Here is a 21512-nt window from a genome sequence, read left to right as displayed (position 1 = left end):
TCGAATCGCGTTGGTACACGCTTGCGGTCAGCGAAGTGGTTGACCGACCTTCGAGATTTGCCGCGGGGATATTGGGGCGCCAGTAGAGCGTTGTACGGCGGGATCCTGGTGAGGACGTGCGCCGCTGCGAGGAGAGAGTCTGGTCCCAGACTGCTCGGACCTCGATGACCATTAAGTCATGCCGGCCAGTATACCACCCTAAAGGCAGGGTGAAGCGTGTCCCTTTTTTAGACTAAGGAATGATGTAGTTCGATTACCGACTTGTGAGCTACCCTCTGTGGCTGCAAGAGGGTTTCAATCAAAAAGCGGAGTTCAGCATGGGATACCAAAAGATCCAGGTGCCGGCCGGTGACAAAATCACCGTCAACGCCGATATGTCCTTGAATGTACCGAAGAACCCGATCATCCCCTTCATCGAGGGCGATGGCATTGGCGTCGATATCAGCCCGGTCATGATCAAGGTCGTCGACGCTGCCGTCGAGAAAGCCTACAAGGGCGACCGCAAGATCGCGTGGATGGAAGTCTACGCCGGCGAGAAGGCCACGCAGGTCTATGACCAGGACACCTGGCTGCCCCAGGAAACCCTGGATGCCGTTCGCGACTACGTCGTATCGATCAAGGGCCCGCTGACCACTCCGGTGGGCGGTGGCATTCGCTCCCTGAACGTGGCCCTGCGCCAGCAACTCGACCTTTATGTCTGCTTGCGCCCGGTGCGTTGGTTCGAAGGTGTCCCGAGCCCGGTGAAAAAGCCTGGCGACGTCGACATGGTGATCTTCCGCGAGAACTCCGAAGACATCTACGCTGGCGTCGAGTGGAAGGCTGGCACCCCTGAGGCGCAGAAGGTCATCAAGTTCCTCACCGAGGAAATGGGCGTCAAGAAGATCCGCTTCACCGAAAACTGCGGCATCGGCATCAAGCCGGTTTCCCAGGAGGGCACCAAGCGCCTGGTGCGCAAGGCCCTGCAGTATGCAGTGGACAATGACCGCAGCTCGGTCACCATCGTCCACAAGGGCAACATCATGAAATTCACCGAGGGCGCCTTCAAGGACTGGGGCTATGAGCTGGCCCGCGACGAGTTCGGTGCGCAGTTGCTCGACGGCGGTCCCTGGATGCAGTTCAAGAACCCGGCCACCGGCAAGAATATCGTGGTAAAGGATGTGATCGCCGACGCCATGCTGCAGCAGATCCTGCTGCGCCCGGCCGAGTACGACGTGATCGCCACCCTCAACCTGAACGGCGACTACCTCTCCGACGCCCTGGCGGCGGAAGTGGGCGGCATCGGCATCGCGCCGGGCGCCAACCTGTCCGACTCGGTGGCCATGTTCGAGGCGACCCACGGCACCGCGCCGAAGTACGCCGGTCTGGACAAGGTCAACCCGGGTTCGGTGATCCTCTCCGCGGAGATGATGCTGCGCCACATGGGCTGGCCTGAGGCGGCCGACCTGATCATCGATGGTGTTAATGGTGCCATCGCCGCGAAGACCGTGACCTACGACTTCGAGCGACTGATGGACGGTGCCAAGCTGCTGTCGTGCTCCGAGTTCGGCGACGCGATCATCGCCAAGATGTAACCGGGTGGTTCTCCGCCCATGAAAAAGGCCGGCTTGCTGCCGGCCTTTTTCGTTTCGTCTGATCCTTGACGAATCAGGCTTCCGCCGTGAGGTTCTCTACCTCGCTGCTCGGAGCAGTCTGCGCGGACGGGGTGGATGCATTGGCGTTGACGGGCTGGATGTTCACCGCGTGCAACCCCTTCGGACCTTGCAGGATCTCGAAACTGACGGGTTGGCCGGCCTTGAGTGTCTTGTAGCCATCCATCTGGATTGCCGAGTAATGAGCAAACAGGTCCTCATCTCGGCCATCAGCCAGGATGAAACCGTAGCCCTTGGCGTTGTTGAACCACTTGACCTTACCGCTAAGCATGCTGATATCCCTCTGCAAAGGACTCCATCGCTGGAGTATCATCCACTACTATTCCGCTATGCCTTTTTCTAAAGACTGGCGTCCGGAACTCCTGATACCCTCCGGGGGTATCCTTTGGTTGTAACACCCTTTTGCCGTTAGTCAAGGCGGCGTCGTCTGGGCCTGAGAGGCGATTCAAACTCCGGTCGGCCCACTCATTCACCCACTCGCAAAGCTTTTATTCCAGCATGCATGCAAGTAGCCAGATTCGACTAACATTCAATCAGGACCGCCCGGATCCATTGGAAGACGACGGGACGGGGCTGGCGGTTGAAGAAGCCAAGCCTGCCCTGAAGGCGCCGTCCATGTATCGGGTCATCATGTTCAACGATGATTACACCCCGATGGATTTCGTGGTTGAGGTGCTCGAGCTGTACTTCAACATGAACCGCGAGCAGGCAACCAAGGTCATGTTGACTGTGCATACCCAGGGCAAGGCGCACTGCGGGACCTTTACCCGCGATGTCGCGGAAACCAAAGCCATGCAGGTCAATCAATATGCGAGGGAGAGCCAACATCCACTGTTGTGCGAAATTGAGATAGAAGGTTGATGCGGATGTTTGGGAGCGAGGTGAAGTCATGTTGAATCGAGAGCTCGAAGTCACCCTCAATCTCGCCTTCAAGGAGGCGCGGGCGAAGCGGCATGAGTTCATGACCGTTGAGCACTTGCTGTTGGCGCTTCTGGATAATGAAGCTGCCGCGACGGTTCTGAAAGCGTGCGGTGCGAATCTGGACAAGCTGCGGCGAGACCTGCAGGAGTTCATCGATTCCACCACGCCGCTGATTCCCCAGCACGACGAGGATCGAGAAACCCAGCCAACCCTGGGCTTCCAGCGTGTCCTGCAGCGTGCCGTATTCCACGTGCAGAGTTCCGGTAAGCGCGAAGTCACCGGCGCCAACGTGCTGGTCGCCATCTTCAGCGAACAGGAAAGCCAGGCGGTGTTCCTGCTCAAGCAGCAGAGCGTTGCGCGGATCGACGTGGTCAACTACATCGCCCATGGCATCTCCAAGGTGCCGGGGCATGCCGAGCATCAGGACAGCGAGCAGGAAATGCAGGACGAGGAGGGCGGCGAGTCTTCCACTTCCAGTCATCCACTGGATGCCTATGCCAGCAATCTGAACGACCTGGCGCGCCAGGGGCGTATCGACCCGCTTGTCGGGCGTGAGTCGGAAGTCGAGCGCGTCGCGCAGATCCTGGCTCGTCGCCGTAAGAACAACCCTCTGCTGGTTGGTGAGGCGGGTGTCGGCAAGACCGCCATTGCCGAAGGCCTGGCCAAGCGCATCGTCGATGGCCAGGTGCCGGACCTGCTGTCCGACAGCGTCGTCTACTCCCTGGACCTGGGTGCGCTGCTGGCGGGCACCAAGTACCGCGGCGATTTCGAGAAGCGCTTCAAGGCGCTGCTCAACGAACTGCGCAAGCGCCCGCATGCAGTACTGTTCATCGACGAAATCCACACCATCATCGGTGCCGGCGCGGCTTCGGGCGGGGTGATGGATGCGTCCAACCTGCTGAAGCCGCTGCTGTCGTCCGGTGAGATCCGTTGCATCGGCTCGACCACCTTCCAGGAATTCCGCGGCATTTTCGAGAAGGACCGTGCGCTGGCTCGTCGCTTCCAGAAGGTCGACGTCACCGAGCCGTCCGTCGAGGATACCTTCGGCATCCTGAAAGGCCTGAAGCCGCGCTTCGAGCAGCACCACCACATCGAGTACAGCGATGAAGCGCTGCGTGCCGCCGCCGAGCTGGCTGCCCGCTATATCAATGACCGGCACATGCCGGACAAGGCCATCGACGTGATCGACGAGGCCGGTGCCTACCAGCGCCTGCAGCCGGAAGAGAAGCGCGTGAAGCGCATCGAGGTGCCGCAGGTCGAGGACATCGTCGCGAAGATTGCGCGGATTCCGCCCAAGCACGTGTCCAGCTCCGATAAAGAGCTGCTGCGCAACCTTGAGCGTGATCTGAAGCTGACCGTGTTTGGCCAGGCTGCGGCCATCGAGTCGCTGTCCACTGCCATCAAGCTGTCACGCGCCGGTCTCAAGTCGCCGGACAAACCAGTCGGCTCCTTCCTGTTCTCCGGTCCGACCGGGGTGGGCAAGACCGAGGTGGCTCGCCAGCTGGCGAAGGCGCTGGGCGTAGAGTTGGTGCGCTTCGACATGTCCGAGTACATGGAGCGGCATACCGTCTCTCGTCTGATTGGCGCGCCTCCGGGTTATGTCGGCTTCGACCAGGGTGGCCTGCTTACCGAGGCGATCACCAAGACGCCGCACTGCGTGCTGCTGCTGGATGAGATCGAGAAGGCGCACCCGGAAGTCTTCAACCTGCTGCTGCAGGTGATGGACCACGGCACTCTGACCGACAACAACGGGCGCAAGGCGGACTTCCGCAACGTCATCCTGATCATGACTACCAACGCTGGTGCGGAAACCGCAGCGCGGGCCTCCATTGGCTTCACGCAGCAGGATCACTCCACCGATGCGATGGAAGTGATCAAGAAGAGCTTCACGCCGGAGTTCCGCAACCGCCTGGACACCATCATCCAGTTCGGCCGCCTGAGCCACGAGACCATCAAGAGCATCGTCGACAAGTTCCTCACCGAGTTGCAGGCGCAGCTGGAGGACAAGCACGTGCAGATCGAGGTCAGCGACTCGGCGCGCGGCTGGCTGGCTGACAAGGGCTATGACCCGCAGATGGGGGCTCGCCCGATGGCGCGACTCATCCAGGACAAGATCAAGCGGCCGCTGGCCGAAGAGATCCTGTTCGGTGAGTTGGCCGAGCATGGCGGTGTGGCCCATGTGGACCTGAAGGATGGCGAGCTGGCCTTCGAGTTCGAAGTGATCGCCGCAGAGCCGGCCTGACGTGCATCAGTCAGGCTGAAACGAAAACGCCCGGCATTGCCGGGCGTTTTTCTGTGTGCCGGTTTTACCGGCACCTACCGTCTATCAGCGAGCGCGGTAGGTGATGCGACCCTTGGAGAGGTCGTAGGGCGTCAGTTCAACGCGAACTTTGTCGCCGGTCAGGATGCGGATGTAGTTCTTGCGCATCTTCCCGGAGATGTGCGCGGTAACGACGTGCCCGTTCTCCAACTCCACGCGGAACATGGTGTTGGGCAGGGTGTCGACGACAGTGCCTTCCATTTCGAAGCTGTCTTCTTTCGACATGCAGTAGAACCCTCGGTATCTATGGTTGCCTGAAGTTTCAGGGCATTAAAAAAGGCACACATTGTGCCTGAAATCGCCCCACAACGCCAATGGGTGTTTTCGCGTCAGTTCAACGCCACCCAGCGCTGGTTAACGAACAGCTCGATCGGGCGATACTGGGTCTTGTAATTCATCTTTCGGCAGTTCTTGATCCAGTAGCCCAGATAGACGGCGTGCAGGTTGAGTCGCTCGGTTTCGTTGATCTGCCAGAGGATGGCGAATCGGCCCAGGCTGCGGCGCTCCTCGTCCGGGTCATAGAAGGTGTAGACCGCGGAAAGGCCATTGGGCAGCACGTCGGTGACGGCAACCGCCAGCAGACGGCCCTGCAGGCGGAACTCGAAGAAACAGCTGAACGGCAGGTCGCGCACCAGGAAGGTGGCAAACTGGTCGCGGCTGGGTGGGTACATGTCCCCATCGGCATGGCGCTGCTCGATGTAGCGCATATAGAGGGCGTAGTACTCCTCGGTGAAGGCGGGGCGCTTGCGGATGACTTCCAGGTCGACGTTGCGCTTGATGATGCGCTTCTGCTGACGGTTTGGCTGGAAGCTGGCGGCCGGGATGCGTGCGGGGATGCACGCGGTGCAGTGCTGGCAATGCGGTCGGTAGAGGTGTTCGCCACTGCGCCGGAAGCCCACCTCTGACAGCGAGGCATACAACTGCGCGTCCATGGGCTGGCTGGGGTCGAGGAACAGGGTGGTGGCCTGCTCCTCGGGCAGATAGCTGCATGGATGCGGTTGCGTGGCGTAAAACTTCAGGCGGGCGAGCTCGGTCATCTTCAACCCCTGCGAGGTCCCTCAGGCAAGTTTAAGACAGGCTGAGCGGGTCCGCCTGCGAAGTCCAGTCCTGCGAGGGTGTTTCGTCGAGATGACGACGCAGGTAGCTGGCGAATTCGCGGCGGGAAATGGCGCGGGCGCCGAAGCTGTGCAGGTGCTGGGTCGGCATCTGGCAGTCGATCATCACAAAACCGGCGGCCTTCAGGCGCTGCACCAGGGTGACGAAGGCGACCTTGGAGGCATTGTCAGCGTGGCTGAACATGGATTCGCCGAAGAACAGTCGGCCGATAGCCAGCCCGTAAAGCCCGCCGACCAGTTCATTACTGTGCCAAGCTTCCGCCGAGTGGGCGACACCCAGTCGGTGCAACTGGCAATAGGCGTCCTGCATCGGCGTGGTGATCCAGGTGCCGTCTGCATAATCGCGCGGGCCGGCGCAGCCGCGGATGACCTGTTCGAAGGCGTGGTCGATGGTGGTCTGGTACTGCCGCTGGCGGATGAGCTTGGCAAGGCTGCGCGAGATGTGCAGTTCTTCGGGGAACAGTACGGTGCGCGGGTCCGGTGACCACCAGAGAATCGGTTGGCCGTCCTGGTGCCAGGGGAAGCAGCCATGGCGGTAGGCCTGGATCAGGCGCTGCGGGTTGAGGTCTCCGCCGGCCGCCAGCAGGCCGTTGGGCTCATGCAGGGCCTTGTCGAGGGGTGGAAAGTCAAAATTGCTGCGGGAAAGCCACTTGAGCATAGGGAGGAGGGGAGGGCGAGCCTCCCCTTGGACCGATCAGTTGTCGTCGAGGAACTTTTCAGCGTCCAGGGCGGCCATGCAGCCTGCGCCGGCGGAAGTGATGGCCTGGCGGTAGACGTGGTCGGCCACGTCACCGGCGGCGAACACGCCGTCGATGCTGGTCAGGGTCGCGTTGCCTTCGGCGCCGCCCTTGATCTTCAGGTAGCCGTCATGCATTTCCAGCTGCCCCTGGAACAGGTCGGTGTTGGGCTTGTGGCCAATGGCGATGAATACGCCGGACAGGTCCAACTGGCGGGTTTCGCCGCTTTCGGCATCTTTCAGGCGAACGCCGATCACGCCCATGTTGTCGCCCAGGACTTCGTCCAGGGTGGTGTTCCAATGCAGGCGTACGTTGCCGTTCCTGGCTTTCTCGAACAGCTTGTCCTGCAGGATCTTCTCCGAGCGCAGCTTGTCGCGACGGTGGATCAGGTGGACTTCCTTGGCGATGTTGGACAGGTACAGTGCCTCTTCCACGGCGGTATTGCCGCCGCCGACCACGCAGACGACCTGGTTGCGATAGAAGAAGCCGTCGCAGGTGGCGCAGGCGGAAACACCCTTGCCCATGAAGGCTTCTTCCGAAGACATGCCCAGGTACTGGGCCGACGCGCCGGTGGCGATGATCAGTGCGTCGCAGGTGTAGGTGCCGCTGTCGCCCTTCAGGGTGAAGGGTTTCTGCTGCAACTCGGCGGTGTGAATGTGGTCGTAGACGATCTCGGTATCGAAACGCTTGGCGTGCTGCTCCATGCGCTGCATCAGGGCGGGACCGGTCAGGCCTTCAACGTCGCCGGGCCAGTTGTCGACTTCGGTGGTGGTGGTGAGTTGGCCGCCGGGTTGGATGCCGGTGATGACAACAGGCTTGAGGTTGGCGCGCGCGGCGTACACGGCCGCGGTATAGCCCGCGGGGCCGGAGCCCAGGATGATCAGGCGCGAATGCTTGACTTCACTCATAAAAAGACTCCATAAGCCTTTGTCACGTAAGAGAATGCATGCTCCAATTGAGCAGCCGAAAATCGGTGTTGGGCTATGCTACACCGAACCCCGGAAAGCCGGCAAAAGCGCAGTCAGGCACACCCGGGGTCGCTGGCATCGGCCGGCCAAAGCCGTACAATGGGCATGTTTCGCGGCCCAACGACTCTCGGAAGCGCGCATAGCGCAGGAATAGAAGCGTTTTGAAGGACACCACAGCAAGCCATGCCGCCGCCTGGCGTCAGCAACTGCACTACCGTCTGAAGGAAGGAGCCCTGATCGCGCTCGGCGCGCTCTGCCTTTACCTGTGGATGGCGCTGCTCACCTACGATTCCTCCGATCCGGGCTGGAGCCATTCCAGTCACGTCGAGCAGGTGCAGAACGCTGCCGGCCGCCTGGGCGCGCTGAGCGCCGACATCCTGTTCATGGTGCTGGGCTACTTTGCCTACCTGTTCCCGTTGCTGCTGGCAGTGAAGACCTACCAGGTCTTCCGCAAGCGCCATGTGGCCTGGGAGTGGAGCGGCTGGTTGTTCTCCTGGCGCCTGATCGGCCTGGTGTTCCTGGTCCTGTCCGGTTCCGCGCTGGCCTACATTCATTTCCACACCAGCGGTGCCCATATGCCGGCCACGGCTGGCGGTGCCCTGGGCGAGAGCCTGGGCCAGCTGGGCATCAATGCTCTGAACGTGCAGGGCAGCACGTTGCTGTTCCTTGCGCTGTTCCTGTTCGGCATGACCGTGTTCGCCGACCTGTCCTGGTTCAAGGTGATGGATGTCACCGGCAAGATCACCCTCGACCTCTTCGAGCTGATCCACAACGCCACCAACCGCTGGTGGAGCGCCCGTAGCGAGCACAAGCAACTGGTCGCCCAACTGCGTGAAGTCGACGAGCGCGTGGCTGAAGTTGCCGCGCCGATCGTTGCCGACCGCCGCGAGCAGGCCAAGGTCAAGGAGCGCCTGATCGAGCGCGAGGAAGCGCTGGTCAAGAGCGTGCAGGAGCGCGAGAAGCGCGTGGCGCCGAAGATCGACGTCCCGCCGCCACCCAGCAAACCGGTCGAGCCGAGCAAGCGCGTGCTGAAAGAGAAGCAGGCTCCATTGTTCGTCGATACCGCCGTGGAAGGTACGCTGCCGCCGCTGTCGATTCTCGACCCGGCCTCGGAAAAGAAACAGAGCTACTCGCCTGAATCTCTCGAGGCCATGTCGCGCCTGCTGGAGATCAAGCTCAAGGAATTCGGCGTCGAAGTCATCGTCGAGTCCGTGCATCCGGGCCCGGTGATCACTCGTTTCGAAATCCAGCCCGCCGCTGGCGTGAAGGTCAGCCGTATCTCCAACCTGGCCAAGGACCTGGCGCGTTCGCTGGCCGTGATCAGTGTGCGGGTGGTGGAAGTCATCCCCGGCAAGACTACTGTCGGCATCGAGATTCCCAACGAAGACCGGCAGATGGTGCGCTTCTCCGAAGTGCTGATGACGCCGGAATACGACGAGCACAAATCCACCGTGCCGCTGGCCCTGGGGCACGATATTGGCGGCAACCCGGTCATCACCGATCTGGCGAAGATGCCTCACCTGCTGGTGGCCGGTACCACCGGTTCCGGTAAATCGGTGGGCGTGAATGCCATGCTGCTGTCGATCCTCTTCAAGTCCACGCCCGAAGAGGCGCGCTTGATCATGATCGACCCGAAGATGCTGGAGCTGTCGATCTACGAAGGCATTCCGCACCTGCTCTGTCCGGTGGTCACCGACATGAAGGAGGCAGCCAACGCGCTGCGTTGGAGCGTCGCCGAGATGGAGCGCCGCTACAAGCTGATGGCGGCCATGGGCGTGCGTAATCTGGCGGGCTTCAACCGCAAGGTGAAGGACGCGGAGGAGGCCGGCACCCCGCTGACCGACCCGCTGTACCGCCGCGAGAGCATGGAAGACGAAGCCCCGCTGCTGCAGACACTGCCGACCATCGTGGTGGTGGTCGACGAATTCGCCGACATGATGATGATCGTCGGCAAGAAGGTGGAAGAGCTGATCGCCCGTATCGCCCAGAAAGCGCGTGCGGCGGGCATTCACCTGATCCTGGCGACCCAGCGCCCGTCGGTGGACGTGATCACCGGCCTGATCAAGGCGAACATCCCGACCCGTATCGCCTTCCAGGTTTCGAGCAAGATCGACTCGCGCACCATCCTCGACCAGGGCGGCGCCGAGCAGCTGCTGGGCCACGGCGACATGCTCTACCTACCGCCGGGCACCGGCCTGCCGATCCGTGTCCATGGCGCCTTCGTCTCTGACGATGAGGTGCACCGCGTCGTCGAGGCGTGGAAGCTGCGTGGCGCGCCTAACTACATCGAGGACATCCTTGCCGGCGCCGAAGAGGGCGGTGGCGGTTCGTTCGAAGGTGGCGGTGGTGGTGAAGGCAGTGAAGGCAGCGAGGACGATCCGCTCTACGACGAGGCCGTGCGCTTTGTAACCGAAAGCCGCCGGGCTTCCATCTCCGCCGTACAGCGCAAGCTGAAGATCGGTTACAACCGAGCTGCGCGGATGATCGAAGCGATGGAGATGGCCGGCGTGGTCACCCCGATGAATACCAATGGCTCGCGCGAAGTCATCGCGCCGGCCCCGATCCGTGATTGATTCGACTTCGAGGATTTCGATGCGTCTGATCCGCCTGTTGTTCGTTGCTGCGCTGGCTGTTGCCGGCGTCCAGGCCCATGCCGACGAAGCTGCTGCGCAGCGCCTGAGCGGGATGCTCACCAAGGCCCAGACAATGACCGCTCGCTTCTCCCAGCTCACCCTGGATGGCAGTGGCACCCGCCTGCAGGAAACCGTTGGCACCCTGGGTCTCAAGCGCCCTGGTCTGTTCCGCTGGCACACCGATGCTCCGAACGAGCAGCTGCTGATTTCCAACGGTGAGAAAATCTGGCTGTACGACCCGGACCTGGAGCAGGTCACTATCCAGAAGCTCGACCAGCGCCTGACCCAGACCCCGGCGCTGCTGCTCTCCGGCGACGTGTCGAAGATCGGCCAGAGCTTCGACATCACCGCCAAAGACGGCGGCAACGTGGTCGACTTCACCCTCAAGCCCAAGTCCAAGGACACCCTGTTCGACAGCCTGCGGATTTCCTTCCGCAGCGGCGTGGTGAACGATATGCAGCTGATCGACAGTGTCGGCCAGCGCACCAACATTCTGTTCTTCGATGTGAAGATGAACGAGCCGATGGATGCCAAGCAGTTTGTCTTCGAGGTGCCCAAGGGCGTCGACGTCATCCAGGAGTGACCGGGGCCACGCGACTGCGTCGAGTGCCCTGCTTTGAGTAATGAATAGGTAAGACCTTGGATCTGTTCCGCTCCGCCCCCGTTTCCCAGCCCCTGGCCGCGCGCCTGCGCGCGACCAGCCTGGACGAGTACGTCGGCCAGGAGCACCTGCTCGCCCGCGGCAAGCCGCTGCGCGAGGCGCTGGAGCAGGGCGCACTGCACTCGATGATCTTCTGGGGCCCGCCCGGAGTAGGCAAGACCACCCTGGCGAAGCTGCTGGCCCAGGTCACCGACGCCCACTTCGAGACCATCTCGGCGGTGCTCTCGGGCGTGAAGGAGATCCGCCAGTCGGTCGAAGTGGCCAAGCAGCACGCTGCGCAATACGGCCGTCGCACCATCCTCTTTGTCGACGAGGTGCACCGCTTCAACAAGAGCCAGCAGGACGCCTTCCTGCCCTATGTGGAAGACGGCACGCTGATTTTCATCGGGGCGACTACCGAGAATCCGTCCTTCGAGCTGAATAACGCGCTGCTGTCCCGCGCCCGGGTCTATGTGCTGAAAAGCCTGGACGAAGCGGCCCTGCGGCGGCTGGTCGAGCGCGCGCTGACTGAAGAGAAGGGGCTGGGCAAGCGCAATCTCAGCCTGCCCGACGACAGCTTCGCCATCCTCATGGCTGCCGCCGATGGCGATGGCCGGCGCCTGCTCAATCTGCTGGAGAATGCTTCGGACCTCGCCGAAGACAACGGCGAGATCAGCGCCGAATTGCTACAGAACCTGCTGGGCGACTCGCGCCGACGCTTCGACAAGGGCGGCGAGGCCTTCTACGACCAGATCAGCGCGCTGCACAAGTCGGTGCGCGGCTCCAGTCCCGATGGCGCGTTGTACTGGTACTCGCGCATGCTCGATGGCGGCTGCGATCCGCTGTACATCGCCCGCCGCGTGGTACGCATGGCCAGCGAGGACATCGGTAATGCCGATCCACGCGCCCTGACCCTGTGCCTTCACGCCTGGGACGTGCAGGAGCGCCTCGGCAGTCCCGAAGGTGAGCTGGCGATTGCGCAGGCTATTGTTTACCTGGCCTGCGCGCCGAAGAGCAATGCCGTTTACAACGCCTACAACACGGCGCGCCGGGACGTGGCGGAGAGCGGCTCGCTGGAAGTGCCGCTGCATCTGCGCAACGCACCGACCAAGCTGATGAAGAACCTGGGCTATGGCGACGAGTACCGCTATGCCCATGATGAGCCGGATGCCTATGCGGCCGGAGAAGACTACTTCCCCGAGTCCATGGAACCGCGCCAGTATTACCAACCCGTGCCGCGCGGGCTCGAACTGAAGATCGGCGAAAAGCTGCGCCACCTGGCCAGCCTCGACAAGGCCAGTTCCCGCCGTCGCAGAAAATCCTGAAGTGGCGCCCTTGAGCGCCGCCCGACACTAGACACGAGAAGACACCATGCTCGATTCCAAACTGGTTCGTACCCAGCCGCAGGAAGTGGCCGAACGCCTTGCCACCCGTGGCTTCACCCTGGACGTGGCGCGCATCGAAGCGCTGGAGAGCCAGCGCAAGTCCGTACAGACCCGCACCGAGGCCCTGCAGGCCGAGCGCAACTCGCGCTCCAAGGCCATCGGCCAGGCCATGAAGAATGGCGAGGACGTTGCCCCGCTGAAGGCCGAGGTCAATCGCATGGCCGAAGAGCTGGAGTCCGGCAAGCGCGAACTGGACGCCATCCAGGCCGAGCTGGACAACCTGCTGCTGAACATCCCGAACCTGCCCCACGAGTCCGTGCCGGTCGGCGCCGATGAAGACGACAATGTCGAAGTCCGTCGCTGGGGTACCCCGCGCACCTTCGATTTCGAGATCAAGGACCACGTCGCCCTCGGCGAGCAGCACGGCTGGTTGGACTTCGAGACCGCCGCGCGTCTGTCCGGTGCCCGTTTCGCCCTGATGCGCGGTCCGATCGCCCGTCTGCACCGTGCCCTGGCGCAGTTCATGATCGATCTGCACACCCGCGAGCATGGTTACGAAGAGGCCTACACCCCTTACCTGGTCCAGGCGCCGGCGCTGCAGGGCACTGGCCAGCTGCCGAAGTTCGAGGAAGACCTGTTCAAGATCCAGCGCGAAGACGAAGCGGACCTGTACCTGATCCCGACCGCCGAAGTGTCGCTGACCAACATCGTTGCTGGCCAGATCCTCGATGCGAAGGAATTGCCGCTTAAGTTCGTCGCCCACACTCCCTGCTTCCGCAGTGAGGCCGGTGCTTCGGGTCGTGATACCCGTGGCATGATCCGCCAGCACCAGTTCGACAAGGTCGAGATGGTGCAGATCGTCGAGCCGTCGAAGTCCTGGGAAGCGCTGGAAAGCCTGGTCGGCAACGCCGAGAAGGTTCTTCAGGCCCTGGAACTGCCGTACCGCGCCCTGGCGCTGTGCACCGGCGACATGGGCTTCGGCGCGGCCAAGACCTACGACCTGGAAGTCTGGGTGCCGAGCCAGGACAAGTACCGCGAGATTTCCTCCTGCTCCAACTGCGGTGACTTCCAGGCCCGCCGCATGCAGGCGCGCTACCGTAACCCGGAAACCGGCAAGCCGGAGCTGGTCCACACCCTCAACGGCTCGGGTCTGGCGGTAGGTCGCACCCTGGTCGCCGTGCTGGAGAACTACCAGCAGGCCGACGGTTCGATCCGTGTACCGGAAGTGCTCAAGCCGTACATGGCGGGCATCGAGGTGATCGGCTGAGATGGACTTCCTGCCGCTGTTCCACATCCTGCGCGGACGTCGCGCGCTACTGGTCGGCGGCGGTGATGTCGCACTGCGCAAGGCGCGCCTGCTGAGCGACGCCGGCGCGGTGCTGCGAGTCGTGGCACCGGAAGTGCATTCGGAGCTGCGTGAGCTAGTCGAGGAGGGCGCGGGCGAATTGCTCCTGCGTCCCTACGCCCAAGGCGACCTGCAGGACTGCGTGCTGGTCATCGCCGCGACGGATGATGAGCCGCTCAATGCCCAGGTGTCGCGCGACGCCAACGAGCGTGGCGTGCCGGTCAATGTGGTCGATGCGCCGTCGCTTTGCAGCGTGATCTTCCCGGCCATCGTCGACCGTTCGCCGCTGGTGGTGGCGGTTTCCAGTGGGGGCGATGCGCCAGTACTGGCGAGACTGCTGCGCGCCAAGCTGGAAACCTGGATTCCCGCAACCTACGGCCAACTCGCCGGCCTCGCTAGCCGTTTCCGCGAGCGCGTAAAGCAGCGCCTGCCAGACCTGCAGCAGCGCCGTAAATTTTGGGAAGACGTATTCCAGGGGCCGGTCGCCGAGCGCATGCTCGCTGGCCAGCCGAGCGAAGCCGAGCGCCTGCTGGCTGACAAGCTGGCGTCGCCACAGGCCGAGTCTCGCGGTGAGGTCTATCTGGTGGGCGCGGGCCCGGGTGATCCCGACCTGCTGACCTTCCGCGCCCTTCGCCTGATGCAGCAGGCCGACGTGGTTCTCTATGACCGCCTCGTTGCGCCGGCCATCCTCGAGCTGTGCCGTCGTGACGCTGACCGGCTCTACGTCGGTAAGCGCCGTGCGGATCACGCCGTGCCGCAGGATGAGATCAATCGCCAACTCGTCGAGCTGGCCCAGCAGGGCAAGCGTGTGCTGCGCCTGAAGGGCGGCGATCCGTTCATCTTCGGTCGTGGTGGTGAGGAGATTGATGAGCTGGCGGCCAATGGCATCCCGTTCCAGGTCGTGCCGGGTATCACGGCAGCCAGCGGTTGTGCGGCCTACGCAGGCATTCCGCTGACTCACCGGGACTACGCGCAGTCCGTCCGCTTTGTGACTGGCCATCTGAAGGACGGCAGCACCGACCTGCCGTGGAACGATCTGGTCGCCCCCGGGCAGACCCTGGTGTTCTACATGGGGCTGGTCGGCTTGCCGGTTATCTGCGAGCAGCTGGTACGTCACGGCCGTTCTGCCGACACGCCAGCAGCGCTCGTCCAGCAGGGCACCACGGTCCATCAGCGCGTGTTCACTGGCACCTTGGCCAACCTGCCGGAGCTGGTGGCGGAGCATGAGGTGCATGCGCCGACCCTGGTGATTGTGGGGGAAGTCGTGCAGTTGCGTGAGAAACTGGCGTGGTTCGAAGGGCAGCAATGAAAGGCCTGTACGTAGTGATCCTGGGCGCAGTATGTGCCTTGGGGTTCACTGCGCCGGCCTCGGCGGCCAGCTTTGATTGCAAGAAGGCCAGGCAGGCCGACGAGAACGCCATCTGCGCAGATCGCCAGCTTTCCGAGATGGATGTGCAGGTGGCGACAACCTATCGCCTGCTGCGTGGTCTGTTCGCCATGGGCATGCGCGGCAACCTGGGTGACTCCCAGCTCGCTTGGCTGGAGCAGCGCCGCGCCTGCGGCGCCAACAGGGCCTGCCTCAGGCAGCGCTACCAGGAACGCCTGGACGCGCTGCAGAAGGTCTACGACGGTATCGACAAACCGATCTGAGGGAGGGCGAATGATCGCTCGCGGTCACATTCGCCTCCCAGCTTCAGCCCTTTCGGGCAATCCCTTTGCCCGGCAAACGCTCCCGCCCGTGCGGCCCGGTAAAATCCTGCAGCGGACCGAGCGGTACTACGCCGGTCGGGTTGATGGTGCGGTGGCTGGCGTAGTAGTGGTTCTTGATGTGCTGGAAATCCACGGTTCCGGCAACGCCCTCCAGCTGATACAGCTCGCGCAGCCAGCCGGACAGGTTCGGATAGTCCGCCAGGCGACGCAGGTTGCACTTGAAGTGGCCATGATAGACCGCGTCGAAGCGAATCAGCGTGGTGAACAGGCGCACATCGGCTTCGGTCAGGTATTCGCCCGCCAGATAGCGCTGCTGGCCCAGGCGCTCTTCCAGCCAGTCGAGTTCATTGAATAAAGTCTTGAAGGCCTCTTCATAGGCGTCCTGTGTCGTGGCGAAGCCGGCGCGGTACACGCCGTTGTTCACGGCTGGGTAGATGCGTTCGTTCAGTTCGTCGATCTGCGCGCGCAGCGGCTCCGGGTAGAGGTCCAGCGAGTTGCCGGTTATCCCGTCGAAGGCCACGTTGAACATGCGGATGATCTCCGCCGATTCGTTACTGACAATGCGCTGCTCGTGCTTGTCCCACAGCACCGGAACGGTCACGCGGCCGGTGTAACTCGCATCGTCCTTGGTATAGCGTTGATGGAGGAAGGTCAGGCCGTCGAGCTTGTCGCCCGTGGACCCAAGGGCCTTGTCGAAGGTCCAGCCGTTTTCCAGCATCAGCCAGCTGACGACCGAAACGTCGATCACTGACTCAAGGCCCTTGAGCTGGCGATAGATCAGTGTGCGGTGGGCCCAGGGACAGGCCAGTGATACGTAGAGGTGGTAGCGGCCGGCTTCGGCTCGGAAGCCTCCCTCGCCAGTCGGGCCGGGCTGGCCATCGGCGGTGACCCAATTGCGGCGCTGCGCATTCTCGCGCTGGAAGCGGCCGTCTTTGCTGGTGTCATACCACTGGTCATGCCAGCGGCCATCGATCAACTGTCCCATCTTGATTGCTCCAGAAACGGGGGAGATGGGACCAGTCTATCGGCTCAGGATCGATTGTTTAGCGCAAAAACAGGATCCAAGATATCGACTAAATCGATTTGTCCCGCCCAGCCCAGCGTCTATCAGCTTCCGCGAAGGCTTCGTCGCGCTGCAGCCCCATGGCGCGCAAGGCGAGTGCGATGGTCGCGCGTACGGCCAGCTCGCCGTACGCGTCCTCGGCTGTTCCGCGCCAGAAGTTGGCCAGATGTGCCGGGTCCAGCATTTCTGGTTTGACGTGGCGCAGCGGCGACAACGCAGGCCATTCCTCGTCCCAGGCCTCGCCGTCATGGCAGCCGTAGAGGTGCGAAGTGGCGTCGGGGTTCATCTCGATCTCGCCGCCTTCGCCCTTGATGACGATGGCGTGGTCGCCGAGCAGGCGGCTGCCCTCGCGGTGCACCTCCTGGTAGCCGGGGTGGAAGATGCTTTGCAGCACGCAGGTGGCGCCCAGTGGGTTGATCAGGCGTACCGATGAGTGGATCGGGGAGCGCAGGCCGAGGGTGTTGCGCAGGTCGATCATGCGCTGCAGGCGCGGCATCCAATCCACCAGCGGAGCAAAGGCGATGCCCTTGGCATCCAGCGCTTCACTGACCGAGTTCCAGTTGCGGCACAGTGGCAGGCCTAACTGATCCAGAAGCTGTTCGCTGTAGACCCGGCCAGCGGTATGCGCGCCGGCGCCATGCAGGAGGATGCGGGTGCCGCTGCCGCCCAGGCATTTTGCTGCCAGCAGGTACCAGGGCAGGTGGCGCTTCTTGCCGGCATAGCTGGGCCAGTCCAGGTCCACGGCGATCTTCGGCGTCTGCAGGCGCTCGCGCACAGCCTCGGTGAATCCTGCCAGCTCCTCGGCGCTTTCTTCCTTGTGCCGCAGCAGCATCAGGAAGGCGCCCAGCTGGGCTTCCTCGATCTTGTCGTCGAGGATCATGCCGAGGGCTTCGCGGGCTTCCTCGCGGGTCAGGCCGCGCGCGCCGCGCTTGCCTTTGCCCAGGATGCGGACGAACTGGGCGAAGGGATGTTCGGCGGGTGTCTGCAGGACAAGCGGGGCGATGGTCATAGGCAATTGGTCGGCTTTGGCAGGCCGGCGAGCTTGGCGGCAAGCTTGGCCGGAGTGCCCTTGAACAGGAGGTTGAGGTGCAGGCTGCTGCCCTTTTCAGCGCCCAGTTTCTGGGCCACGTACTTGATCAGCGGACGGTTGGCTGGCGAGAGCTGGAATTCGCCATAGAACTCGCGCAGGAGCAGGAGGATTTCCCAGTGCTCGGGTGTCAGATGGATGCCCTCGTTGTGCGCCAGGGCCTCGGCGGCGACGTCGCTCCAGTCGTTCAGATCGGCGAGGTAGCCGTCCTTGTCCAGCGGCAGGGAGTGACCGTTGACCAGTAGGGTGCTCATAGCCAGGCGTTCACCTTGTCGAAACGGGTGCAGAGCTCGACGAAACCGGGGTAATCCACGGCCACAATGCGGGCGGGCTGATCGTCCAGGCCGCGCGCCTGCAGGTCTTCCTGCAGCGCAAACAACGTGTTGCTGTTGGGCAGCGCTTGCAACGCTCGCGCCGGCTGGCTGCCTGGCTGCAGGGCATAGGTGGCATCGCCCGTCAGCAAGATGCCGTCATCATCGCTCAGCAGCAGCAGGCAGCTGTCGAGGCGGCCGTCATTGAAAGGAGAGTGCGAGAGCAGGTGGAGAGTAGCCATCAGATTGTGATCACCTGGTCGTGAGATTGCAGCAGATTGCGCAGCGCTACATCGTCCAGCGCTTGGGTGGGTAGCGTCAGGCTGTTGCCGTCCAGGCCGCGCTCGGCAAGGCTGCGACTGCTGGTATAGAGTGCTTCCACGCCGAACAGTGGCAAGGCTTGCAGATTGGCCTGCAGGTCCTTCTGCTCCACCGTAGCGGGACGTTGTTCTGGCGCGAGCTGGAATACGCCGTCATCGAGGAAGAGCATCGAGATTGGCAGATCGAAGGCGCCGCCGGCGAGCGCGATATCCAGCGCCTCGCGAGCGGCGGGGCCGGCCCAGGGTGCCTGGCGGCTGATGATCAGCAGGGACTTGGCCATCAGTTGCCTCCGAAGCAGACCAGGCGGTCCGCCAGTTGCGCCGCTTCATGCAGTTGGCCGAGGCCGGAAAGATCCCAGGGCGCCTGCAGGTTCGCGGCGGGACGGGAATAGCGATTGGCCTCATCTGGATTGAGGACACCCCGGCGCAGCGCGGCTGCAATGCAGATCACACCGTCCAGTTGGTGATCGGTGACGAGGCGCGTCCAGGCGGCGGCGACGTCCAGCTCATCCTGGCTGGCGACGGTGTTCGCCGAAGCGCTGTGCACGCCATCCTGATAGAAGAACAGCCGGGTGATTTCATGACCGCCGGCCAATGCAGCTTCGGCAAAGCGCAGGGCGCGTCGGGCTGCCGGAGAGTGCGGCGGGGAGAAAAGGGCGATGACGAACTTCATGGAACGGGCCTGATAGGCGAATTTTCGCAGGATGATACGGCGCTATGCGGATATTTGCCGCGCCGAAAATGAAAAAAGCCCGTCTCGACGGGCTTTTTTCTGGGTGGCGCGAGGATCAGTCGTCGCTGCCCATGATGCCGAAGATCTGCAACAGGCTGATGAACAGGTTGTAGATCGATACGTACAGGCTGATGGTGGCCATGATGTAGTTGCGCTCGCCACCGTGGATGATCGCGCTGGTCTGGAACAGGATCATCGCCGAGGAGAACAGCACGAAACCGGCGCTGATGGCCAGTTGCAGGCCGCTGATCTGGAAGAAGAACGAGACCAGTACGGCGCCCAGCAGCACGAAGAAGCCTGCGGTGATGAAGCCGGACAGGAAGCTCATGTCCTTGCGGGTAGTCAGTACGTAGGCGGAGAGGCCGAAGAACACCAGCGCGGTCATGAAGAAGGCCGAGGAGATAATGCTCGCGCCATTGGCCATGCCCAGGTACATGTTCAGGATCGGACCGAGGGTGTAGCCCATGAAGCCGGTGAGGGCGAAGGTGCTGACCAGGCCCCAGGCGCTGTTGCGCAGCTTCACGGTGAGGAAGAACAGGCCGTAGAAGCCCAGCAGCACCACGAAGAAGCTGGGGTAGGGCAGACGCATCTGCTGCGAGGCGAAAGCCACCAGGCCGCTGAAGGCCAGGGTCAGGGCCAGCAGGCCGTAGGTGTTGCGCAGGACGCCGCTGACCTCTTTCTGCTCCACGGCTGTGGAGTCGAGATATTGCCGTTCTTGCATGTCGAGACACTCCTGTTAAGCGGGATACGGATCCATGACCGTAGTGGTGTTCATCATAACAGAGGGAAAAGCGCGCTGAATCATCAGAGTTTGACAGTGTGTTGCGATCCGGTAATATTGCCGCCCGCTCATGTGGAAGCGTGGCCGAGTGGTTTAAGGCAACGGTCTTGAAAACCGTCGACGGGCAACTGTCCTAGAGTTCGAATCTCTACGCTTCCGCCACTATTACAACGTTGAAAGCCCCGCGCTGCGGGGCTTTCGCGTTTCTGGCGATGAAGCATCGCTTGTAGGGTTTCCTTCCAGTTAGGCGTCGTGTTCATTGCGAATGAATGGCACAAGTTGAACGACGTCAGAAAAGCCAGTCGTCCCGATAGATGATTCTGTAGGACGTTGTTGCGCTCGGTTAAACTTCAAGTACCACCCTCCGGAAAATCCTGAATGAACCAAGTCGAAGATCTCGAGCGGCAGATGCGCGAAGCGCTGGGCGTTGCTCCGAAGCAAGTGAAAACCACTCGGGAAGTCAGCAACCCCATGCGGGGATATCTGATTGTTCTCAGTGTGCGCGCAGAGAGCGGGCCCGCATTTCGCTTCGAGCATCGTTCTCGTTCGCTGAGTCGCACCGAGGCGATCCTGGACGCGGAAAAGGCGGCGCGCACCGCCGGCTACAAGCCTTGGGCCCTGCTGGATGCCGTCGAAGCCTGAGGTCCATCGTCAGGGAGTCAGGCTGTGGCAGGGATATTGGTTTTCCTTGGCGTTCTGCTGATTACAGGTCTTACTTGGCTGACATTGCGCAAGGGGCGTCGCGCAAGCGGAGTCAATCGGAATGACAGCCCCCACTAAACGTTTGGCGCAGTAGATAGCCACGATTCGTTCCGAGGGGGCGAGTACACCAGCGTTTGCGGCGGTGCCGATACTAACTCGGGCGGTGGATGCGACTTCGGCGGTGGAGACTGATCGCTCCGGCCTGTCGATCAACTGCCTCACCATTGACGTCGATCGTTCCTGTCAGAGAGTTCGCTGTACGGCCGTCCTAGACGGCCCGGCAGGCATCTGTCAGCATTTATCCCGCTGCGCCGCATTTCTCTGGCGCTTGCATTTTGGCGAACCGCTTCCAAGCTAGGTCGTAGAGCCGCTTTCTGTTAAGGTTCGGCAATTGTTCGGAGTCTCTTTTCGGGGGCTCGTCATTCCATTCTGTTCAAGGGGTGCTGCGTGATTAAGGTGCTGGTGGTCGATGATCACGATCTGGTGCGCACCGGAATTACCCGCATGCTGGCTGATATCGACGGCCTGCAGGTCGTCGGGCAGGCCGACTCCGGCGAGCGAGGGCTGCAGTTGGCGCGCGAGCTCAAGCCGGACGTAGTGCTGATGGACGTGAAGATGCCCGGCATCGGTGGCCTCGAAGCCACCCGAAAACTGCTGCGCAGCCAGCCCGACGTGCGTGTCGTGGTGGTGACGGTGTGTGAAGAAGACCCGTTCCCGACTCGCCTGATGCAAGCTGGCGCGGCCGGCTACCTCACCAAGGGCGCTGCCCTGGACGAGATGGTCCAGGCGATTCGCCAGGTCTTTGCCGGCCAGCGCTATATCAGCCCACAGATCGCCCAGAACCTTGCGCTGAAATCCTTCGAGCCGGAAAGAAACGCATCGCCGTTCGACACATTGTCCGAGCGTGAGATTCAGATCGCGTTGATGATTGCCAACTGCCACAAAGTGCAGAGCATCTCGGACAAGCTGTGCCTGTCGCCCAAGACCGTGAATACCTACCGCTACCGCATCTTCGAGAAACTCTCGATCACCAGTGACGTCGAGCTGGCGTTGCTGGCTGTCCGGCACGGCATGGTCGACGCCAGCAACTGA

The 21512-nt window shown here is 62.3% G+C and carries 23 protein-coding genes and 1 tRNA gene; 12 read left to right on the top strand and 12 right to left on the bottom strand.

Annotation, left to right across the window (positions count from 1 at the left end; genetic code table 11):
- Nucleotides 1-317: 317 nt before the first annotated feature.
- A complete protein-coding gene (gene icd, locus ACKI1H_RS21320) occupies nucleotides 318-1571 on the top strand; it encodes an NADP-dependent isocitrate dehydrogenase (protein WP_138526519.1) in 1254 nt (417 codons plus the stop codon).
- Nucleotides 1572-1644: 73 nt separating this feature from the next.
- Here icd and cspD read toward each other — a convergent pair whose 3' ends face one another.
- Entirely contained in the window at nucleotides 1645-1920 is a 276-nt protein-coding gene (cspD, locus tag ACKI1H_RS21315) for a cold shock domain-containing protein CspD (protein ID WP_045214920.1), read from the bottom strand.
- A 227-nt stretch (nucleotides 1921-2147) separates the two neighbouring features.
- Between cspD and clpS the strand changes: the two genes are divergently transcribed.
- Nucleotides 2148-2510 carry an ATP-dependent Clp protease adapter ClpS gene (gene clpS, locus ACKI1H_RS21310; protein WP_138526520.1) on the top strand — a complete coding sequence of 121 codons (363 nt, stop codon included), beginning with the start codon at nucleotides 2148-2150 and terminating at the stop codon, nucleotides 2508-2510.
- A 28-nt stretch (nucleotides 2511-2538) separates the two neighbouring features.
- The gene (gene clpA / locus ACKI1H_RS21305; protein WP_081520476.1) at nucleotides 2539-4812 is read left to right on the top strand and encodes an ATP-dependent Clp protease ATP-binding subunit ClpA; all 2274 of its coding nucleotides are present in this window, start codon (nucleotides 2539-2541) and stop codon (nucleotides 4810-4812) included.
- 84 nt (nucleotides 4813-4896) lie between these two features.
- On the opposite strand, the gene infA is transcribed toward clpA, so the two are convergent.
- From infA to trxB, 4 genes are all read right to left on the bottom strand, one after another.
- Nucleotides 4897-5115, bottom strand: a complete 219-nt coding sequence (gene infA, locus ACKI1H_RS21300) for a translation initiation factor IF-1 (protein ID WP_002553999.1) — start codon at nucleotides 5113-5115, stop codon at nucleotides 4897-4899.
- A gap of 104 nt (nucleotides 5116-5219) precedes the next feature.
- On the bottom strand, nucleotides 5220-5927 hold the full coding sequence (locus ACKI1H_RS21295) for an arginyltransferase (RefSeq protein ID WP_440466235.1): 708 nt from the start codon (nucleotides 5925-5927) through the stop codon (nucleotides 5220-5222).
- A 31-nt stretch (nucleotides 5928-5958) separates the two neighbouring features.
- Nucleotides 5959-6663: a leucyl/phenylalanyl-tRNA--protein transferase gene (aat, locus tag ACKI1H_RS21290; RefSeq protein WP_440466234.1), complete on the bottom strand. Its 705-nt coding sequence runs from the start codon at nucleotides 6661-6663 to the stop codon at nucleotides 5959-5961.
- A gap of 36 nt (nucleotides 6664-6699) precedes the next feature.
- Nucleotides 6700-7650, bottom strand: coding sequence for a thioredoxin-disulfide reductase (trxB, locus tag ACKI1H_RS21285; protein WP_440466233.1), 951 nt, complete (start codon nucleotides 7648-7650; stop codon nucleotides 6700-6702).
- 221 nt (nucleotides 7651-7871) lie between these two features.
- Here trxB and ftsK point away from each other — a divergent pair, with 221 nt between their 5' ends.
- Genes ftsK through ACKI1H_RS21255 form a run of 6 tightly spaced genes read left to right on the top strand, consistent with a single transcriptional unit; the run spans nucleotide 7872 to nucleotide 15363 of the window.
- Nucleotides 7872-10283 (top strand): DNA translocase FtsK, encoded by a 2412-nt coding sequence (gene ftsK / locus ACKI1H_RS21280; RefSeq protein ID WP_138526524.1) that lies wholly within the window; start codon nucleotides 7872-7874, stop codon nucleotides 10281-10283.
- A 19-nt stretch (nucleotides 10284-10302) separates the two neighbouring features.
- Nucleotides 10303-10926, top strand: coding sequence for an outer membrane lipoprotein chaperone LolA (gene lolA / locus ACKI1H_RS21275; protein WP_440466232.1), 624 nt, complete (start codon nucleotides 10303-10305; stop codon nucleotides 10924-10926).
- 56 nt (nucleotides 10927-10982) lie between these two features.
- The gene (locus ACKI1H_RS21270) at nucleotides 10983-12308 is read left to right on the top strand and encodes a replication-associated recombination protein A (protein ID WP_081520470.1); all 1326 of its coding nucleotides are present in this window, start codon (nucleotides 10983-10985) and stop codon (nucleotides 12306-12308) included.
- A gap of 46 nt (nucleotides 12309-12354) precedes the next feature.
- Nucleotides 12355-13635 carry a serine--tRNA ligase gene (gene serS, locus ACKI1H_RS21265; protein ID WP_440466231.1) on the top strand — a complete coding sequence of 427 codons (1281 nt, stop codon included), beginning with the start codon at nucleotides 12355-12357 and terminating at the stop codon, nucleotides 13633-13635.
- Between the two features lies 1 nt (nucleotide 13636).
- Nucleotides 13637-15022: a siroheme synthase CysG gene (gene cysG / locus ACKI1H_RS21260; RefSeq protein WP_440466230.1), complete on the top strand. Its 1386-nt coding sequence runs from the start codon at nucleotides 13637-13639 to the stop codon at nucleotides 15020-15022.
- Nucleotides 15019-15363, top strand: a complete 345-nt coding sequence (locus ACKI1H_RS21255; RefSeq protein ID WP_440466229.1) for a lysozyme inhibitor LprI family protein — start codon at nucleotides 15019-15021, stop codon at nucleotides 15361-15363. Before cysG ends, ACKI1H_RS21255 begins: the two co-directional genes overlap by 4 nt.
- A gap of 43 nt (nucleotides 15364-15406) precedes the next feature.
- On the opposite strand, the gene ACKI1H_RS21250 is transcribed toward ACKI1H_RS21255, so the two are convergent.
- The 7 genes from ACKI1H_RS21250 to ACKI1H_RS21220 all read right to left on the bottom strand — a co-directional run bounded on the left by ACKI1H_RS21250 (nucleotide 15407) and on the right by ACKI1H_RS21220 (nucleotide 19658).
- Nucleotides 15407-16408: a glutathione S-transferase family protein gene (locus ACKI1H_RS21250; RefSeq protein ID WP_440466228.1), complete on the bottom strand. Its 1002-nt coding sequence runs from the start codon at nucleotides 16406-16408 to the stop codon at nucleotides 15407-15409.
- 88 nt (nucleotides 16409-16496) lie between these two features.
- Nucleotides 16497-17495: a glycosyl transferase family protein gene (locus tag ACKI1H_RS21245; protein WP_440466227.1), complete on the bottom strand. Its 999-nt coding sequence runs from the start codon at nucleotides 17493-17495 to the stop codon at nucleotides 16497-16499.
- Entirely contained in the window at nucleotides 17492-17827 is a 336-nt protein-coding gene (locus ACKI1H_RS21240) for a TusE/DsrC/DsvC family sulfur relay protein (protein ID WP_440466226.1), read from the bottom strand. Before ACKI1H_RS21240 ends, ACKI1H_RS21245 begins: the two co-directional genes overlap by 4 nt.
- Nucleotides 17824-18126 carry a sulfurtransferase complex subunit TusB gene (gene tusB / locus ACKI1H_RS21235; RefSeq protein WP_440466225.1) on the bottom strand — a complete coding sequence of 101 codons (303 nt, stop codon included), beginning with the start codon at nucleotides 18124-18126 and terminating at the stop codon, nucleotides 17824-17826. Before tusB ends, ACKI1H_RS21240 begins: the two co-directional genes overlap by 4 nt.
- The gene (gene tusC, locus ACKI1H_RS21230; protein ID WP_440466224.1) at nucleotides 18126-18485 is read right to left on the bottom strand and encodes a sulfurtransferase complex subunit TusC; all 360 of its coding nucleotides are present in this window, start codon (nucleotides 18483-18485) and stop codon (nucleotides 18126-18128) included. The genes tusB and tusC overlap by 1 nt, the downstream gene beginning before the upstream one ends.
- Nucleotides 18485-18877 carry a sulfurtransferase complex subunit TusD gene (gene tusD, locus ACKI1H_RS21225; protein WP_440466223.1) on the bottom strand — a complete coding sequence of 131 codons (393 nt, stop codon included), beginning with the start codon at nucleotides 18875-18877 and terminating at the stop codon, nucleotides 18485-18487. Before tusD ends, tusC begins: the two co-directional genes overlap by 1 nt.
- Before the next feature lie 115 nt (nucleotides 18878-18992).
- Nucleotides 18993-19658: a Bax inhibitor-1/YccA family protein gene (locus ACKI1H_RS21220; RefSeq protein WP_401040482.1), complete on the bottom strand. Its 666-nt coding sequence runs from the start codon at nucleotides 19656-19658 to the stop codon at nucleotides 18993-18995.
- A gap of 134 nt (nucleotides 19659-19792) precedes the next feature.
- Here ACKI1H_RS21220 and ACKI1H_RS21215 point away from each other — a divergent pair.
- From ACKI1H_RS21215 to gacA, 3 genes are all read left to right on the top strand, one after another.
- Nucleotides 19793-19880: transfer RNA gene (locus ACKI1H_RS21215), tRNA-Ser, on the top strand.
- A gap of 216 nt (nucleotides 19881-20096) precedes the next feature.
- On the top strand, nucleotides 20097-20360 hold the full coding sequence (locus ACKI1H_RS21210; protein WP_246084973.1) for a hypothetical protein: 264 nt from the start codon (nucleotides 20097-20099) through the stop codon (nucleotides 20358-20360).
- 507 nt (nucleotides 20361-20867) lie between these two features.
- Nucleotides 20868-21512 carry a response regulator transcription factor GacA gene (gene gacA / locus ACKI1H_RS21205; RefSeq protein ID WP_017517075.1) on the top strand — a complete coding sequence of 215 codons (645 nt, stop codon included), beginning with the start codon at nucleotides 20868-20870 and terminating at the stop codon, nucleotides 21510-21512.

Origin of the sequence: Pseudomonas sp. YH-1 (assembly GCF_051990045.1) — a bacterium.
GTDB classification, from domain to species: domain Bacteria; phylum Pseudomonadota; class Gammaproteobacteria; order Pseudomonadales; family Pseudomonadaceae; genus Pseudomonas; species Pseudomonas nicosulfuronedens.
Note: the sequence above shows the minus strand (reverse complement) of the source record. Positions and strands in the feature narration are given on the sequence as shown.